At 66.0% G+C, this 15,385-nt stretch carries 15 protein-coding genes; 10 read left to right on the plus strand and 5 right to left on the minus strand.

Features of this window, described 5'->3' with window-relative positions:
- Positions 1 to 15 precede the first annotated feature (15 nt).
- From hisH to U0177_RS04350, 6 genes are all read left to right on the plus strand, one after another.
- Positions 16 to 657: an imidazole glycerol phosphate synthase subunit HisH gene (gene hisH / locus U0177_RS04325; RefSeq protein ID WP_409569363.1), complete on the plus strand. Its 642-nt coding sequence runs from the start codon at positions 16 to 18 to the stop codon at positions 655 to 657.
- A gap of 69 nt (positions 658 to 726) precedes the next feature.
- Positions 727 to 1,440, plus strand: coding sequence for a 1-(5-phosphoribosyl)-5-[(5-phosphoribosylamino)methylideneamino]imidazole-4-carboxamide isomerase (gene hisA / locus U0177_RS04330; RefSeq protein WP_409569364.1), 714 nt, complete (start codon positions 727 to 729; stop codon positions 1,438 to 1,440).
- Between the two features lie 89 nt (positions 1,441 to 1,529).
- Positions 1,530 to 2,624, plus strand: a complete 1,095-nt coding sequence (locus tag U0177_RS04335) for a hypothetical protein (protein WP_409569365.1) — start codon at positions 1,530 to 1,532, stop codon at positions 2,622 to 2,624.
- A 60-nt stretch (positions 2,625 to 2,684) separates the two neighbouring features.
- Positions 2,685 to 3,482 (plus strand): imidazole glycerol phosphate synthase subunit HisF, encoded by a 798-nt coding sequence (hisF, locus tag U0177_RS04340; RefSeq protein ID WP_409569366.1) that lies wholly within the window; start codon positions 2,685 to 2,687, stop codon positions 3,480 to 3,482.
- Between the two features lie 99 nt (positions 3,483 to 3,581).
- Positions 3,582 to 3,872: a molybdopterin converting factor subunit 1 gene (gene moaD, locus U0177_RS04345; RefSeq protein WP_409569367.1), complete on the plus strand. Its 291-nt coding sequence runs from the start codon at positions 3,582 to 3,584 to the stop codon at positions 3,870 to 3,872.
- The gene (locus tag U0177_RS04350) at positions 3,865 to 4,347 is read left to right on the plus strand and encodes a molybdenum cofactor biosynthesis protein MoaE (protein ID WP_409569368.1); all 483 of its coding nucleotides are present in this window, start codon (positions 3,865 to 3,867) and stop codon (positions 4,345 to 4,347) included. Before moaD ends, U0177_RS04350 begins: the two co-directional genes overlap by 8 nt.
- A gap of 26 nt (positions 4,348 to 4,373) precedes the next feature.
- On the opposite strand, the gene U0177_RS04355 is transcribed toward U0177_RS04350, so the two are convergent.
- The 4 genes from U0177_RS04355 to U0177_RS04370 form a co-directional block, all read right to left on the minus strand.
- On the minus strand, positions 4,374 to 4,565 hold the full coding sequence (locus U0177_RS04355) for a hypothetical protein (protein WP_409569369.1): 192 nt from the start codon (positions 4,563 to 4,565) through the stop codon (positions 4,374 to 4,376).
- Positions 4,566 to 4,572: 7 nt separating this feature from the next.
- On the minus strand, positions 4,573 to 4,923 hold the full coding sequence (gene rsfS, locus U0177_RS04360) for a ribosome silencing factor (protein WP_409569370.1): 351 nt from the start codon (positions 4,921 to 4,923) through the stop codon (positions 4,573 to 4,575).
- Positions 4,924 to 5,001: 78 nt separating this feature from the next.
- Positions 5,002 to 5,511 (minus strand): CvpA family protein, encoded by a 510-nt coding sequence (locus U0177_RS04365; protein WP_409569371.1) that lies wholly within the window; start codon positions 5,509 to 5,511, stop codon positions 5,002 to 5,004.
- Between the two features lie 199 nt (positions 5,512 to 5,710).
- The gene (locus U0177_RS04370; RefSeq protein WP_409569372.1) at positions 5,711 to 6,715 is read right to left on the minus strand and encodes a LacI family DNA-binding transcriptional regulator; all 1,005 of its coding nucleotides are present in this window, start codon (positions 6,713 to 6,715) and stop codon (positions 5,711 to 5,713) included.
- Positions 6,716 to 7,166: 451 nt separating this feature from the next.
- Here U0177_RS04370 and U0177_RS04375 point away from each other — a divergent pair, with 451 nt between their 5' ends.
- The 3 genes from U0177_RS04375 to U0177_RS04385 all read left to right on the plus strand — a co-directional run bounded on the left by U0177_RS04375 (position 7,167) and on the right by U0177_RS04385 (position 11,421).
- Complete coding sequence (locus U0177_RS04375; RefSeq protein WP_409569373.1) at positions 7,167 to 8,555, plus strand: GH1 family beta-glucosidase; 1,389 nt, start codon at positions 7,167 to 7,169, stop codon at positions 8,553 to 8,555.
- A gap of 115 nt (positions 8,556 to 8,670) precedes the next feature.
- Complete coding sequence (locus U0177_RS04380) at positions 8,671 to 10,515, plus strand: beta-N-acetylhexosaminidase (protein ID WP_409569374.1); 1,845 nt, start codon at positions 8,671 to 8,673, stop codon at positions 10,513 to 10,515.
- 540 nt (positions 10,516 to 11,055) lie between these two features.
- Positions 11,056 to 11,421, plus strand: coding sequence for a hypothetical protein (locus U0177_RS04385; protein ID WP_409569375.1), 366 nt, complete (start codon positions 11,056 to 11,058; stop codon positions 11,419 to 11,421).
- Between the two features lie 229 nt (positions 11,422 to 11,650).
- Here the strand turns inward: U0177_RS04385 and U0177_RS04390 are convergent, their stop codons facing one another.
- On the minus strand, positions 11,651 to 12,637 hold the full coding sequence (locus U0177_RS04390; RefSeq protein WP_409569376.1) for an ATP-binding cassette domain-containing protein: 987 nt from the start codon (positions 12,635 to 12,637) through the stop codon (positions 11,651 to 11,653).
- Between the two features lie 693 nt (positions 12,638 to 13,330).
- Here U0177_RS04390 and U0177_RS04395 point away from each other — a divergent pair.
- Positions 13,331 to 15,382, plus strand: a complete 2,052-nt coding sequence (locus tag U0177_RS04395; RefSeq protein ID WP_409569377.1) for a DEAD/DEAH box helicase family protein — start codon at positions 13,331 to 13,333, stop codon at positions 15,380 to 15,382.
- The last annotated feature ends 3 nt before the right edge of the window (positions 15,383 to 15,385 follow it).

Consider the following 15,385-nt stretch of genomic DNA (forward strand, 5'->3'; position numbering starts at 1 on the left):
GTATAATACACACCCATGAACAATGCACAGGCAGAATCACCGATCGCAGTGATCGACTACGGCGCCGGCAACCTGCGCAGCGTGGTGCGCGCGCTCACGAAAGTCGGCGCCGCGCTGCGCGTTACGGCCGACGCGGCCGAGGTGCTGGCCGCCCCTGCAGTGGTGCTGCCCGGCGTGGGCGCCACCCTCGACACCATGAACAGCCTCGAGCGCCTGGGCTTGGTGGCGGCCATCCGCAACAGCGTTGGCGCCGGCAAGCCGTTTCTGGGCATCTGCGTGGGCATGCAGGTGCTGTGCGAGCAGAGCGAAGAGTTCGGCCCGCACCCATGCCTCGGCGTGGTCGGCGGCAGCGTGCGGCGCCTGCCGGGCGGCCAGAAAGTGCCACAGATCGGCTGGAACCAGCTGCGCTACGCCCCCACTACCGCCGCGCACCCGCTGTTCGCGGGCATCCCCGACGGCAGCGACTTCTATTTTGTGCACTCATACTACTGCGACCTCGCCGACCCCGCGATTGTCGCCGCGACGACCGACTACGGCACCGCTTTTCCCAGCGCGCTGCTGCGCGACAACCTGGCTGCGGTTCAGTTTCACCCAGAAAAAAGCGGGCGCTGGGGCCTGCAGCTTTTGTCGAATTTTATACACTGGGCGGCTCACTAGTAGGCAGCACGCGGCCGGCGCAGCATAGCGGCGCTGCCGGCTGCCCGCGGCCCCATGCCAAAAAAATACATGGATATAATTCCCGCGATCGACATCAAAGACGGCAAATGCGTGCGGCTCTACCAGGGCGATTTCGCGCGCATGACCATATACGACCACGACCCGGCCGCAGTCGCGCAGCGCTGGGAGGCGCAGGGCGCCAGAATGCTGCACGTTGTCGACCTCGACGGGGCGCGCGCAGGCCACCCCGTCAATACCGACATTATTCTCGCGATCGTCCAGTCGGTGTCGGTGCCGGTGCAGATCGGCGGCGGCCTGCGCGACGAAAAGGCAGTATTGGCCGCGCTGGGCCTGGGCGTCTCGCGCGTGGTGCTAGGCACCGCAGCCGTCGAGCAGCCCGAGCTGATCGCCCGGCTGGTCGAGCGCTACGGCGACGAGATCGCGATCGGCGTCGACGCGCGCGACGGCATTGTCGCAACCGCCGGCTGGGTCGAGCAGTCGCAGGTGACGGCCACCGCGCTAATCGACCACATGGCCGCGCTGGGCGTGCGGCACGTGATCTACACCGATATCGCGCGCGACGGCACGCTTTCCGAGCCGAACTTTGCGGCGATCGGCGCGCTGGTGCAGCACGACGGCCCGGCGATTGTCGCGTCGGGCGGCGTTGGCAATGTGGCACACCTGCGGCGCCTGGCGGCGCTCGGCGTCGAGGCCGCGATCGTCGGCAAGGCGCTGTATACCGGCAACCTGAGCTTGCCCGAGGCGCTCGCGGCGCTTCGGTAGCGCGGCGTGCACGGCTGCGCCGCCCTCCAAACAACCCGCGCGGCGAGCAACCGCGTAACCGGCTCAAACAACTCGACCCGGAGACACACATGACCAACAAGCCTAACGTCACCAGCAAATATGAAGAAGAGCGCCTGCGCGCCGCCGAGCAATCGCAGATCGTGTACCTGCAAGGGCAGATCGACGAGCTGCGCCGGCTGATCAAAGACCAGACCAACAAGTACAACTGGGCCATGGAGCAGGTGCGCAAAGTCGAGGCCACTGCGGCGCAGACCGAGGGCCTCTTCGAGCGCTACCGCCAGGAGGTCGGGCAGTCGCTCGACGGCTACCGGCGCGATATTGCCACGCTGCGCAAAGAGATCGCCGGCGCGCTGATCAAGGTGGACGAAGGCGCCAAACCGATCCGCGAGATGCAGACGCAGATCCACCAGCTTGGCGAGGCGCGCCGCCAGGATCGCGACCAGGTGGCCGGCTGGCTGGTGCGGATCGAAGAGCTTGAGCAGCGCACGCTGAGCTGGCAGGCGCAGATCCGCGAGGGCGAAGAGCGCCACCGCGCGCTGGCCGGCCAGCTCGAGGGGCTGTACGCCGCCGACGAGCAGGTGCGCGGCGAGACGCGCAAGTTCAGCGAGGATCTGCAGATCGAGAAGCAGAGCCTGCGCCGCCAGGCCGTCGAGGCGCAGCAGCTGGTGGCCGACGTGCGCTCGGTCCTCGACGACCACCACAGCCGGATTGTGCGGCTCGACGAGATCCGCCAGCATATCGAGCTGCTGACGGCCGATCTGCCCGCGCAGATCAACAATATCGAGGCGCGCCTGCCCGACATCATCAGCGAGATCAAGCGCGTCGAGCGCGTGTCCACCGAGCGCTTCCTGATGAACCAGGAGCGCCTCGAAGAGCTGCGCCACCAGCAGGAAGATAAAGTCGTGGCGCTGCAGGAGACCGACGAGCAGCACCATCGCCAGATCAGCGCCTGGCTCGAGCGGCTCGACGTGTGGGTGCGCGATATCGAGCAGCGGCTGGCGCGCACCACGACGCGGCTCGACCAGGCGCAGCAGGAGCAGAGCATTTACATCAGCGAGGTCGAGCGCGGCACCACGCGCTTCGTCGACGCGCTGGCCGCCACGCTGCACAGCCAGCTCGAGCAGCTCAAGGCCGAGCAGATCGAGCGCGGCGGCACGAAGTGACGCGGTAGCAGCGCAGCCGGCAGCGGCCACGCTGGCCGATTGGTATGAAGAGCACAGCCTATGTTAACACGACGAATCATCCCATGCCTTGATGTCAAGGGCGGCCGCGTGGTGAAGGGCGTGGCGTTCCTCAACCACCGCGACGCCGGCGACCCGGTGGAGCTGGCCGCAGCCTACGACGCCGCCGGCGCCGACGAGCTGGTGTTCTACGACATCACCGCTAGCAGCGACGACCGCTCGATCATGGCCGAGGTGGTCGAGCGCACCGCCGCGCAGGTGTTCATCCCGCTCACGGTTGGCGGCGGCATCCGCACCGTCGACGACATGTTTCGCATGCTCCGCGCCGGCGCCGACAAGATTTCGATCAATACCGCCGCGGTGCTCAACCCGCAGCTGATCGAGGATGGCGCGCGGCGCTTCGGCAGCCAGTGTATTGTGCTGTCGATCGACGCGCGGCGCGCCCCGCCGGACGGCCAGGCTGCCGGCCCGCGCTGGGAGGTGTTCACCCACACCGGCGCCAACGCGCGGCCAACCGGCCTCGACGCGCTCGAGTGGGCCAGGCGCGGCGTCGAGCTGGGCGCAGGCGAGATCGTGATCAACAGCATGGACGCCGACGGCACCGGCAGCGGCTACGACCTGGCGCTGCTGCGCGCGATCTCGGATCAGGTGGGCGTGCCGGTGATCGCCTCGGGCGGCGTTGGCGCGCCCGAGCATATGCTCGCCGGGCTGGGCGAGGGCCGCGCCGACGCGGTGCTGGCGGCTTCGATCTTTCACTTCGGGCAGTACAGCGTCGCCGATGTAAAACGCTACCTGGCCGAGCACGGCGTGCCGATCCGGCACACCACCACGGACGAATAGCCAGGCGCCAGGGGCGAACACGCGCTTGCGCGAGGGCCGCGGTTGCCCTCGCCGCAGCGCCTTGGGTTTGTGTTTGGCCCTGGCCTGCGAGAGACACACATGCACGTGACAGTTCGCTACTTCGCCGGGCACCGCGATATCGCCGGGCGCAGCCAAGAGCAGGTGGAGCTGGGCGCAGGCGCGACGGTGGCCGATCTGTGGGATCTGCTGGCGGCGCGCTACCCGCGGCTGGCGCCCTACCGCGGCAAGCTGCTGTACGCGGTGAACGAGGAGTATGGCACGCCCGAAACCGAGCTGCGCGATGGCGACGAGGTCGCGTTCATCCCGCCGGTGAGCGGCGGCGCGCCAGCTGCGTATGCTCTAGCAGGATCAGGGGATGCCCATGGATAGCTCAGCGCCCAAGGCCCAGGCACCGCAGCCCGCCGCCTTCTACGCCATCACCGCCGAGCCGCTCGACCCGGCGGCGCTGGTGGCGCTGGTGGCGGCGCCCGAGATGGGCGCGATTGTAACGTTCGCTGGGGTAGTGCGCAACAACTTCGGCGGGCGCGCCACCGCCTACCTCGAGTACGAGGCGTTCGAGCCAATGGCGGCGAAAGTGCTGGCGCAGCTGGCCGACGAGGCGCGCACGCAGTGGCGCACCGGCGCGATCGCCATCCACCACCGCATCGGCCGGCTGGCGATCGGCGAGGCCGCCGTGCTGATCGTTGTGGCCGCGCCGCATCGCCACGAGGCATTCGAGGCCGCCGAACAGATCATGGATCGGATCAAGCAGGTCGCGCCGATCTGGAAGAAAGAGATCTGGGCCGACGGCGCGAGCGAGTGGGTAGGGGACGAGAAGGAACGCAAATCAGGTTCCAAGCTCTGAGCTGTGAAGCTCTGCCTAGCGCAAACCTACTGCAGGAGCATCTCGAAGTTCGGCCGGTCGTCGCCGCCGGTGAGCCGGCGCAGGCCGCGCTGAATGGCGCGCAGCGTTTCCTCGCCGATCCAGAACGTCAGCAGCGAGCCGAGAACCAGGCCCAGCGCGCTGCCGAGCGCGGCGCCTAGAGCAAACAGAACGTATCGTGTGCTGCGGTTCGTTTCCATGCTACCCTCACTGAACGACCACCACCGGGGTCGCCTTGCTCCAAAGACGCTCGAGCCGATAATAGTCGCGCAGGGCAACCGAGAACACATGCACGACAACATCGCCGTAGTCGAGCAACACCCAGCCCGTGTCGGGCGTACCTTCAATGCGCGCGTCGCGGCCGAACTCGCGGCCAACCGTCTCGTCGATCGTATCGACAATCGCCTTCAGCTGCCGATCGCTCTCGCCGGTGCAGATCACAAAATAATCGGCCACCGAGTTGAGCTTCTGCAGATCCAGCATCACAATATCGCTAGCCTGCTTGTCTTCGGCCAGCTCCAGCGCCCGCCGCGCAAGTGCTGTGGATTCGATGATCATCTGCTCCTGTTCGAAGTCGCGGGTTACACAGGCTAGATTCTACCAGAATTGACGTTCTATGTAAACTGGGTGTTGCGCCTACTGCCCTGTTAGCAAGCGCTGTACCGGCGAATGGAATGGCGCGGGCAGAAATACCAGCACCAGCGCGCCAAGCGCGTGCACCAGCTGCGGCGCCACGCGCGAGCGCTCCAGCGCGCCGACGAATAGCTCGGTTGAGAAAAACGCGGCGATCAGCAGCAGCACGGTGCTGACGAGCGCACCCTGCAGCAGGCCCAGCACGCCGCCGATCAGGTGGTCGAGCCAGCCCAGAAACAGCAGCCCGACAAAACGCCGCAGCAGCGTGGCCACCAGGCTGACGGCCGCGCTCACCGCCAGCAGCACGAACACAAAGCCGAGCACCTGGGCTAGCGCGCTGTTCGACACAAACGAGCTGAGCGCGTCGGCGGCGCGGCCACCATAGCGCTGGGCCAGCACCAGGCCGGCCACCAGCCCGACCACCGACAGCACCTGCCTGATGAAGCCCCAGTAGATCCCCAGCAAGCCGCACAGCACGATCACGCTGACGACTAGCATATCGAGCGTACTCATAGCGCTCCTATCGATGCGCCGATATTTCGAGCGGTTGGGCGCGGTTTCGGCTTGCGCCCACGATCCGTCGATCAGCCGCCCACCCGTGTGAGGGAGTGTAAGTATACCACGCGCCGGCGCGCCGGGGTAAGGGCCGCAGAAGGCGAGGGGGCGAGGGGGTGGGCCGAAGGACGCTGCGCGCGTCCTGGCCAGGCAAGTACTAATTGCGGTAGAGCGCGGTCGATTCGCGGATGATCAGCTCGGTGGCAAAGGTCGGCAGGTCGAGCGGCTCGTCGTTCAGCATGCGCACGATCGCCTGCGCGGCCGCGCGGCCCATCGCCTGCGTAGGCTGGCGCACGGTGGTGAGCGGCGGGGTGGTGTAGGCCGAACCAACCTGGTCGTCGAACCCGATGATCGAGATGTCGTCGGGCACGCGGATGCCGTAGCGATACAGCGCCAGCCGCGCGCCGTAGGCCATCTGGTCGTTGGCAACAAAGATCGCGGTGAAGCGGGCCGCGCGCGCCAGCAGCGCCTGCATGGCCAGCAGGCCCGACTGCTCGGCGAAATCGCCCTCGACCACGAGCTGCGGCTCGGCGGGCAGCCCGGCGTCGGCCAGCGCGCGCAGGTAGCCTTCGCGGCGGTCGCGGGCATCCTGCTGGGCCAGCAGCCCGGTGATATGCGCGATGCGGCGGTGGCCCAGGTCGATCAGGTGGCGGGTAGCCTGGTAGCCGCCCTGCACATCGTCGACGCGCAGGCACTGGCGCTCGAAGCCGGCGATCGATCGGCCGATCGCGATCAGCGGGCGCTGGCCGGCGACCTGCTGCAGCTGCTGATCGGGCAGCGTACCCCACAGCACGATCAGGCCGTCGGCCTGGCGCTGCAGCAGCAGGTCGAGCGCGGTGGTTTCCTCGGCGGTGCGCCAGTTGCCGCTGGCGAACATCGGGTGGAAGGCGCTGCCGTGCAGCCCCTGCTCGATGCCCTGGTAGATCTCGCCGTAGAACGGGCTGAACATAGCCTGCGTCAGCACGCCGATCACCCCGGCGCGGCCGCGCGCCAGGCCCTGCGCCACGACATTCGGCCGGTAGTTCCAGCGGTTGATCACGTCGAGCACGGCGGCGCGCTTGTTCTCGGCCACCGGCACTGTGCCGTTCAGCACGCGCGAAACCGTGCTGGCCGATACGCCAGCTTCGCGGGCGATGTCGTGTATCGTTGCGGGCTTGGTCATACGCTGAGAGGTAGCTCCTGGCACGGCACGTCTGCGCCTTCGCGCCTTTTACAATCAATTATTCGATAGCGGTGGGCCTATTATATATGCAAGCGTGGCTCTTATCAATAGGCGCGCGGCTCGCTCTGAAATCGGTTGCAGGATCAAGCGGGCCACTCGCCCGATATGCCGCTCCGGAGGCGTTTGCCACAAAGGCGCAAAGACAGGAACGCGCCCTGAAGCCCATGTTCTTTACACCTGCCTGCCTTTGTGGCTCGCCGAAAGGCGTTTGCCACAAAGGCGCAAAGGCAGGAACGCGCGTTGAAGCCCATGGTCTTTCAAGCAAGTCGTATGCCAATCGGGGCGAAGCCCGCAGTGTCTGCAAGCGATTGCGGTATACTACACAGGCCGCGCCGCGCCGGTGCCGCGCGGCTCTCGTGGACTCCGCAGTTCTTGAAGATGTGAGGTTCCTATGCCCAAGCTCACATTCCCCAGCGATTTCCTCTGGGGTGCCGCCACCTCGTCGTACCAGATCGAAGGCGCTAGCGAAGAAGACGGCCGCGGCGAGTCGATCTGGGATCGCTTCAGCCATACCCCCGGCAAGATCGCCGACGGCAGCACCGGCGATGTCGCCTGCGACCACTACCACCGCTGGCGCGAAGACGTAGCGCTGCTGAAAGAGCTAGGCGTCAAGTCGTACCGCTTCAGCGTGGCCTGGCCGCGCATCCAGCCCACCGGGCGCGGCCCAGCCAACCAGGCCGGCCTCGACTTCTACAGCCGCCTGGTCGACGCGCTGCTGGAGCAAGGCATCCAGCCGGCCGCGACGCTGTACCACTGGGATCTGCCGCAGGCGCTGCAGAACGAGGGCGGCTGGCCGGCGCGCGCCACCGCCGAGGCGTTTGCCGAGTACGCCGACATTGTGTCGCGCGCGCTCGGCGACCGGGTGAAGCTGTGGATGACCCACAACGAGCCGTGGTGCGCCGCGTTCCTGAGCCACCAGATCGGCGAGCACGCGCCTGGCTGGAAAGACTGGCCGGCCGCGCTGGCCGCCTGCCACCACCTGCTGCTCTCGCACGGCTGGGCCGTGCCGGTGATCCGCCGCAACAGCCCCGGCGCGTCGGTGGGGATCGTGCTGAACCCCTCGCCGGGCTACCCGGCCTCGCCGAGCGCGGCCGACGCCGACGCATACCGCTGGCACGACGGCTACATGAACCGCTGGTTTCTCGACCCGCTGTACGGCCGGCGCTACCCGGCCGATATGCTGGCCGATCACGTTGCCGCCGGCTACCTCCCGGCCTCGGGGCCGGAGTGGCTGCGCGACGGCGACCTTGAGGCGATCGCCGTGCCTACCGATTTCCTGGGCGTGAACTACTACACCCGCGAGGTGCTGCGCAGCAGCCGCGTGCCCGAGGAGCAGAATGCCCCGCGCACGGTGGTGCGCGCGCCGCGCGAGGAGTGGACCGAGATGGGCTGGGAGGTCTACCCCAGCGGCCTGTACGACCTGCTCATGCGCATCACCACCGACTACCGCGTGCCCAAGCTGTACATCACCGAGAACGGCGCGAGCTACTCGGATGCTCCCGGCGCCGACGGGCGCGTGCGCGACGAGCGCCGCCGCCGCTATGTGCACGAGCACCTGGCCGCCGCCCACCGCGCGATCGAGCATGGCGCGCCGCTGGCCGGCTACTATATCTGGTCGCTGATGGACAACTTCGAGTGGGCGTTTGGCTACCGCCAGCGCTTCGGCATTACCTGGGTCGACTTCGCGACCCAGCAGCGCACGCTGAAGGACAGCGCGCTGTGGTACCAGCAGGTAGTGGCCGAGAATGCGATCGACGCGAGCTATAGCAATCCTACATGAGTCATAAAAAGCAGGGGCCAGGGGGGCGCAGCCCCCCAAAGAAAAATCTCCTCCCCTTTATGAATCCGATAGGATTGCTATAGCCAGCCGTGCATCTGCAGAGAAAGAGGCGACGATGACCGAAGCTCTTGTGCTGCTGCCGCAGCCGCGCGCGCTGGCGCGGCACGCTGGCCAGCACCAGCTCGACGGAGCGCGGCGGATCGCGCTCGACGGCGCGGCCGCACCGCTGCTGCTCGGCGCGGCGCAGCGGCTCCAGGCTAGCCTGCGCGCGGCGGCGCCGGGCGCGTGGCCCATCGTGGCGTTCGACGACGGCGACCCTGCCGTGGCCGTGAGCATCCGCATCGACCCAGCGCAGGCCACGCGCCCGCAGGGCTACCAGCTGGCGATCACGCCCGAGCGGATCACGATCACCGCGCACGACCCGGCCGGCGCGTTCTATGGCGCGGCCACGCTCATCCAGCTCGCCGAGGCGCGCGGGGCGCAGCTGCCGTGCCTGGCGATCGACGACTGGCCCGACTTCGCGGCGCGCGGCGTGATGCTCGACATCAGCCGCGACAAGGTGCCGACGCTCGAGACGCTGTTTGGGCTGGTGGACATGCTCGCCGGCTGGAAGGTGAACCAGCTCCAGCTCTACACCGAGCACACCTTCGCCTACACGCGCCACCCCGAGGTGTGGGCCGCCGCCTCGCCCATGACCGGCGAGGACGTGCTGCGGCTCGACGCCTACTGCCGCGAGCGGTTTGTCGAGCTGGTGCCGAACCAGAACACCTTCGGCCACATGGAGCGCTGGCTCATGCACCCGCGCTACGCCGCGCTGGCCGAGACGCACGACGAGTTCGACACGCCGTGGAACACGCGGATGCGCGGCCCGTTCAGCCTGTGCCCCGGCGACCCAGGCAGCATCGCGCTGGTGCGCGACATGCTCGGCGAGCTGCTGCCGCACTTCGCCAGCCGCATGGTCAATATTGGCTGCGACGAGACGGTAGACCTGGGCCAGGGCCGCAGCCGCGAGGAGGTGGCGCGGCGTGGCGAGGGGCCAGTGTACCTGGATTTCCTGAGGCAGGTGCTGGCCGAGGCGCGGGCACACGGGCGCACGCCGCAGTTCTGGGGCGACATCATTGTGCAGCACCCCGAGCTGATACCCGAGCTGCCGCGCGACACGATCGCGCTGGAGTGGGGCTACGAGGCCAGCCACCCGTTCGCCGAGCACGGCGCGCGCTTCGCGGCCTCGGGCATCCCGTTCTACGTGTGCCCCGGCACCTCGGCCTGGTGCAGCATCGCCGGCCGCACCGACAACGCGCTCGGCAACTTGCGCAGTGCGGCCGAGCACGGCCTGAGCCACGGCGCGAGCGGCTACCTCAACACCGACTGGGGCGACCGCGGGCACTGGCAGGCGCTGCCGGTGAGCTACCTGGGCCTGGCAGCCGGCGCGGCCTACAGCTGGGCGCTGGCGGCCAACCGCGCGCTCGACCTGCCGGCCGCGCTCGATCGCTTCGCCTTCGGCGACACGGCGGGCGTGGCTGGGCAGCTGGCCTACGGCCTGGGCAACATCTACCGCGCGGCCGGCGTCGAGCCGCCAAACTCGTCGGCGCTGTTCTGGGCGCTGCAGATGCCGGCGGCCGAGGCGCACAGCAGCCCGCTGCTCGCGCAGGCCGACTTCGAGGCGGCGCTGGAGGCGACCGAGCAGGCGGCAGCGCTGCTGCCGGCGCTGCGGCTGGCGCGGCCCGACGCGGCGCTGCTGGCGCGCGAGCTTGCGCAGACGGCGCGGCTGCTGCGGCACGCGTGCATGCGCGGGCTGTACATGCACGCGCCCGACGCGGGGGCCGCGCGCGCGCTGGCGGCCGATATGCGCGAGATCATCGAGGAGTACCGGGCGGTGTGGCTGGCGCGCAACCGGCCCGGCGGCCTGGGCGATAGCGTGGCGCGCCTCGAGCGCGCGATGCGGGACTATGCCACTTAGGGGCTTGGGGCGAGCACGAGGGCGAGCACGGGGGCGAGCACAAGGCTCGCCCTTACACACACCTACACACACCTACACACCTACACACCTACACACACCTACACATACCCCGTGTGGGCCTGCGCGCTCCGATCCTGTGGGCTGGGGCGCAGCGGCTGGGGCGAGCACGAGGGCGTGCTTGGGGCGAGCACGAGGGCGTGCTTGGGGCGAGCACGAGGCTCGCCCTTACTTGCTAGGTCACTGCGCTCACTTGCTAGGTCACTGCGATCACTTGCTAGGTCACTGCGATCACTTGCTAGGTCACTGCGATCACTTGCTAGGTCACTGCGATCACTTGCTAGGTCACTGCGATCACTTGCTATATTGCGGCAGTATTTTGTGATTTATAGGGTGAATGCAGTGAATGACATCACTGCTCGCTATACGCTCACCAATTGCAATAAAATGTGGTAGCGGCCGTTCGGCAGCAATGGTATATTTGCCTACGTGCTGGATTGGCCAGCACAAGCAACGATGCAATGACGACATCAACGAGGAACTATGAACAGCAACAAAAGGAAACGGCTGCCCTCCAACAAGGTACGGTTCGACCTGAGCACGGTGCTTGGTATCAACAAGCTCGTAGATTATACGCCAGTGAATAGTGCACACAGCGCGCCGTCGTTGAGTTCGCGGAGCGACAGCGTGCGCGATGCCCACGCCGCCGAGGCGCGGGCGGCAAAGGTACTGCTCGAGATGCGCGCGGCGTCGATCGAGGCAGAGTGGGCGCTCCATGAGGATGTGCTAGGGGCGCGGGCGCAGGTGGTGGCGCAGTATGGCTCGGACTCGCCGGCAGTGCTGATGCTGGGGCTGAAGCGCAAGTCGGAGCGCAAACGGCCCGGCAAGCGCTCCAACTCCGCGATGTAACACGCAAGCCCTGCCCCTCCCCGCACCCCGACGAGCGTGGCTGCCCCGGTTAGGGCGAGCCTTGTGCTCGCCCCGCTAGCCGCCCCCTCCTGCACCCCGACGAGCGTGGCTGCCCCGGTTAGGGCGAGCCTTGTGCTCGCCCCGCCAGCTGCACCCCGACAAGCGTGGCTGCCCCGGTTAGGGCGAGCCTTGTGCTCGCCCCGCCAGCTGCGCTCTGCCCGCCCGCAAACTATCCGGCGCTGCCCGTCTCGTAGATCCCGCGCACGATCGCCTCGATCTGCGGCTCCTCGACGGTCAGGTCGCGCACGCGGTAGCGCGCTGCCACCTCGGCGATCAGCGCGGCGGCGGTGGTGGCCTCGCGGCTGAAGCGCAGCCATGCGCGCGGCCCCTCGCGGCGCACCAGCTCGGCGTTCGGCACGCTCATGCCATTCACCTCCTGGTCGAGATCCACCACCAGCGTGCGCTCGCGGCCGAAGCGCTCGCGCAGGCGCTCGAGGCCGCCGTCGTAGATCACGCGGCCGTGGTCGATCAGCACCACGCGCTGGCACAGCCTGGTGATGTCGTCGAGGTCGTGCGTGGTGAGGATGACCGTGACGCCGCGCTCGCGGTTGATGTCGTGCAGAAAGCGGCGGATGCGCTCTTTGGCCACCACGTCCAGGCCGATCGTCGGCTCGTCGAGGAACAGGATCTTGGGCTCGTGCAGCAGCGCCGCCGCCAGGTCGGCACGCATGCGCTGGCCGAGCGACAGCTGGCGCACGGGGGTTTCGAGGAACGGCCCAAGCTCGAGCAGCTCGGTGAACTCGCGCAGATTCGCGCGCCAGCGCGGCTCGGGGATGCGGTAGATGTGGCGCAGCAGCTCGAACGACTCGATCGCCGGCAGGTCCCACCACAGCTGGCTGCGCTGCCCGAACACCACGCCGATGCGCCGCACGTGCTCGACGCGCCGCTGGTGCGGTATGCGCCCGTCGATCTCGATCCGCCCGCCGCTCGGCACCAGGATGCCCGTCAGCATCTTGATCGTCGTCGATTTGCCGGCGCCGTTCGGGCCGATGTAGCCAACCATCTCGCCGGCCTCCAGCGCGAACGACACGCCGTCTACCGCCGTCACCTGGCGGTACTCGCGCGCCAGCAGCGAGCGCAGCGCGCCCATCCGCCCGCCGCGCCGCACCGCCACGCTGAACGTTTTGCGTAGATCTTCGACTTCGATCAGTGGCATCGCACCCTCATTTCTGCTTGCCTGCCCCAGGAGCACACAGTATCGAGCAGCGCGTTCCGTTCGCCAACGGTCTGCGGTCGTAGCTCAGCGCGCCTAGCGGGGCCTACGCGGCCCCGTGCCCCGCGGCAAGGGGCCGCCGCCGGCCCCTTGCATCCCCGCCGCCGGGGCGCTGCCCCGGACCCCGTAAAGCAAGCTGCCTCATTCGAAATGCTGGTGGCGCATGCCTTGGGGCACAGAAGCACGTGTTGGTTTGCCCAGAGGCATGAGCGCATGGCGTTCCCGCTGGTAGGGCTTCACTTGCTGGAGGGGTTTTAGGGGAACCGGCCTGGTTCCCCTAATCGGGGCGCGGGGCGAAGCGCCCGCAAGAATCAACCGCGTGAGCGACCTAATCGGGGCGCGGGGCGAAGCGCCCGCAAGAATCAACCGCGTGAGCGACCTAATCGGGGCGCAGGGCGAAGCGCCCGCACGAATCAACCGCGTGAGCGACCTAATCGGGGCGCGGAGCGAAGCGCCCGCAAGAATCAACCGCGTGAGCGACCTAATCGGGGCGCGGGGCGAAGCGCCCGCAAAAGAAACTATCAAGATTTCAAAAAAGCAACCAAAAACACCACTATACCCGCTTGCATATCAGAAAAATACATCTATACTGTGATTATGAGCAATCGCACAGTCTAGCAATGCTTAACTATCCACATGGCGCTATTTCGCGACCTCGCCATCCCTGCCTTCCTCGACACGTCCACGCACGACCTCACGAGGGATCTCTTCGGGCCGTTGCTGGCTGGCGCCGCGCGCTACGATCGCGGCGTTGGCTTCTTTAGCTCGGGGTGGCTGCGAATTAATGCCCGAGGTATGGCTGTGTTTGCCCAAAACGGCGGCAGTGCACGTTGGATCACCAGCCCGATCTTGTCGGCCGATGATTGGCAGGCTATGCTGAAGGGCAGCCGTGCCCGCCGTGATAGCTTGCTTTATCAAGCGCTCGACCAGAATATTGCGACCTTAGCACGTACTCTCGAAACAGAGACTTTATCAGCATTGGCGTGGATGATCGCCGATCGCGTGATCGATTTCCGTTTAGCGGTGCCTGCACATGAGTTGACCGGTGAATTCCATGCAAAATTTGGCGTCTTTACCGACACCAACGGCGAGAGTGTGAGCTTCGAGGGTAGCTATAACGATAGTATCCAAGGCACGCGTAACTACGAGTCGATCAAGACCTTTTGTTCATGGAATACCTATCACGCCGATGTTGTTCTCCACGATCGTGAGCGCTTCGACCGGTTGTGGCATGGCGAAGACCCAAATGTGCGCGTCTTCGATCTGCCCGAGGCCGCGCGTGAGCAGATCTTGAAGCTGCGCAGCGGGGAACGGCCGTATGAGTTGCCTGAACACATAGCCGAGCGCTTGGGCAGCTACAAACTGCCAGATCAACCACATCGCCCAACTGATCTACGGCTGCGCGATTATCAAGAAGAGGCGCTCCGCGAATGGTTCAAAAAGGGGTGCCAGGGTATTTTCGAAATGGCGACAGGCACGGGTAAGACTATCACCGCGTTAGCCACTATGGTACGTTTGTTTGGCCGGGATCGACGCCTAGCAGTCATAATTACGTGCCCTTACCAGCACTTGGTTGATCAGTGGAAGCGCGAAGCTGCCGAATTTGGCCTTGTACCGATCCTTGCCTACCAGCGCAAACAAGATTGGCTCAAGCCGCTCAACCAGCAGATTAGCGAGTATAATCATCAGGATCGCACTCATCTGGCCGTGATCACTACCCACACAACGTTTACCGATAATGATTTTCAGCTGGCGATTGCGCGAATCAGCGGGCCAGCAATGCTGATCGCCGACGAAGTGCATCATCTTGGCGCAGAACAGCGCCGATTGCGCTTACCAGAAGCGATCGCCAATCGCCTTGGGCTTTCGGCAACGCCAGATCGCTGGTTCGATGACGTTGGCACATCAGCGCTACGTACATATTTCGGCCCGACGGTGTTCGAATTTCCACTCGAACGCGCGATCGGTGATGTGCTTACACCATATACCTACTACCCGCAGCTGGTGGAATTGACACCCGACGAGCTGGCCGAGTATCAGCAGCTGAGCCTACAGATCGGCAAGCTCATGGAGAGCGACGACGACGATCTGCAAAATGCGCTGGAAATGCTGCTGATCAAACGCGCACGGCTGCTCAATAATGCCGCAAACAAACTTGTCATATTGGATCGGCTACTTACAGAACTCGGCAAAGTCCAGCATGCCCTGTTTTACTGCGCACCCGAGCAGATCGACGAGGTTTGCAGGCTACTTGGTTGGAATCACGAGATGCTGATTCATCGCTTTACTGCCGAAGAGCCGAACGACGAGCGCCAGCAGTTGCTGACGGATTTCGCTAGCGGTCAGCTCGACGGTTTGGTAGCAATGAAATGCCTGGATGAAGGCGTCGATGTACCAAGCACGCGCATTGCCTTTATTCTCGCGAGCAGTAGTAACCCGCGCGAGTTTATCCAACGGCGCGGGCGCATTTTGCGTCGCTCACCAGGCAAAAGCGAGGCGATGATCTATGATCTTGTCGCAATTCCTCCACAATCATGGCGCGGCGGCGCATTGTTCAGCGCCGAGCAAAGTATAATACGGCACGAGGTTGGGCGGTTTCGTGAATTCGCGGCCTGCGCGCGTAACAAACACCAAGCGCTTGACGTTATCCGCGCCATCGCAAGAAGATACGATATCTATGAGGTCTGATAT

Source organism: Kouleothrix sp. (assembly GCF_046328425.1).
GTDB lineage: Bacteria > Chloroflexota > Chloroflexia > Chloroflexales > Roseiflexaceae > Kouleothrix.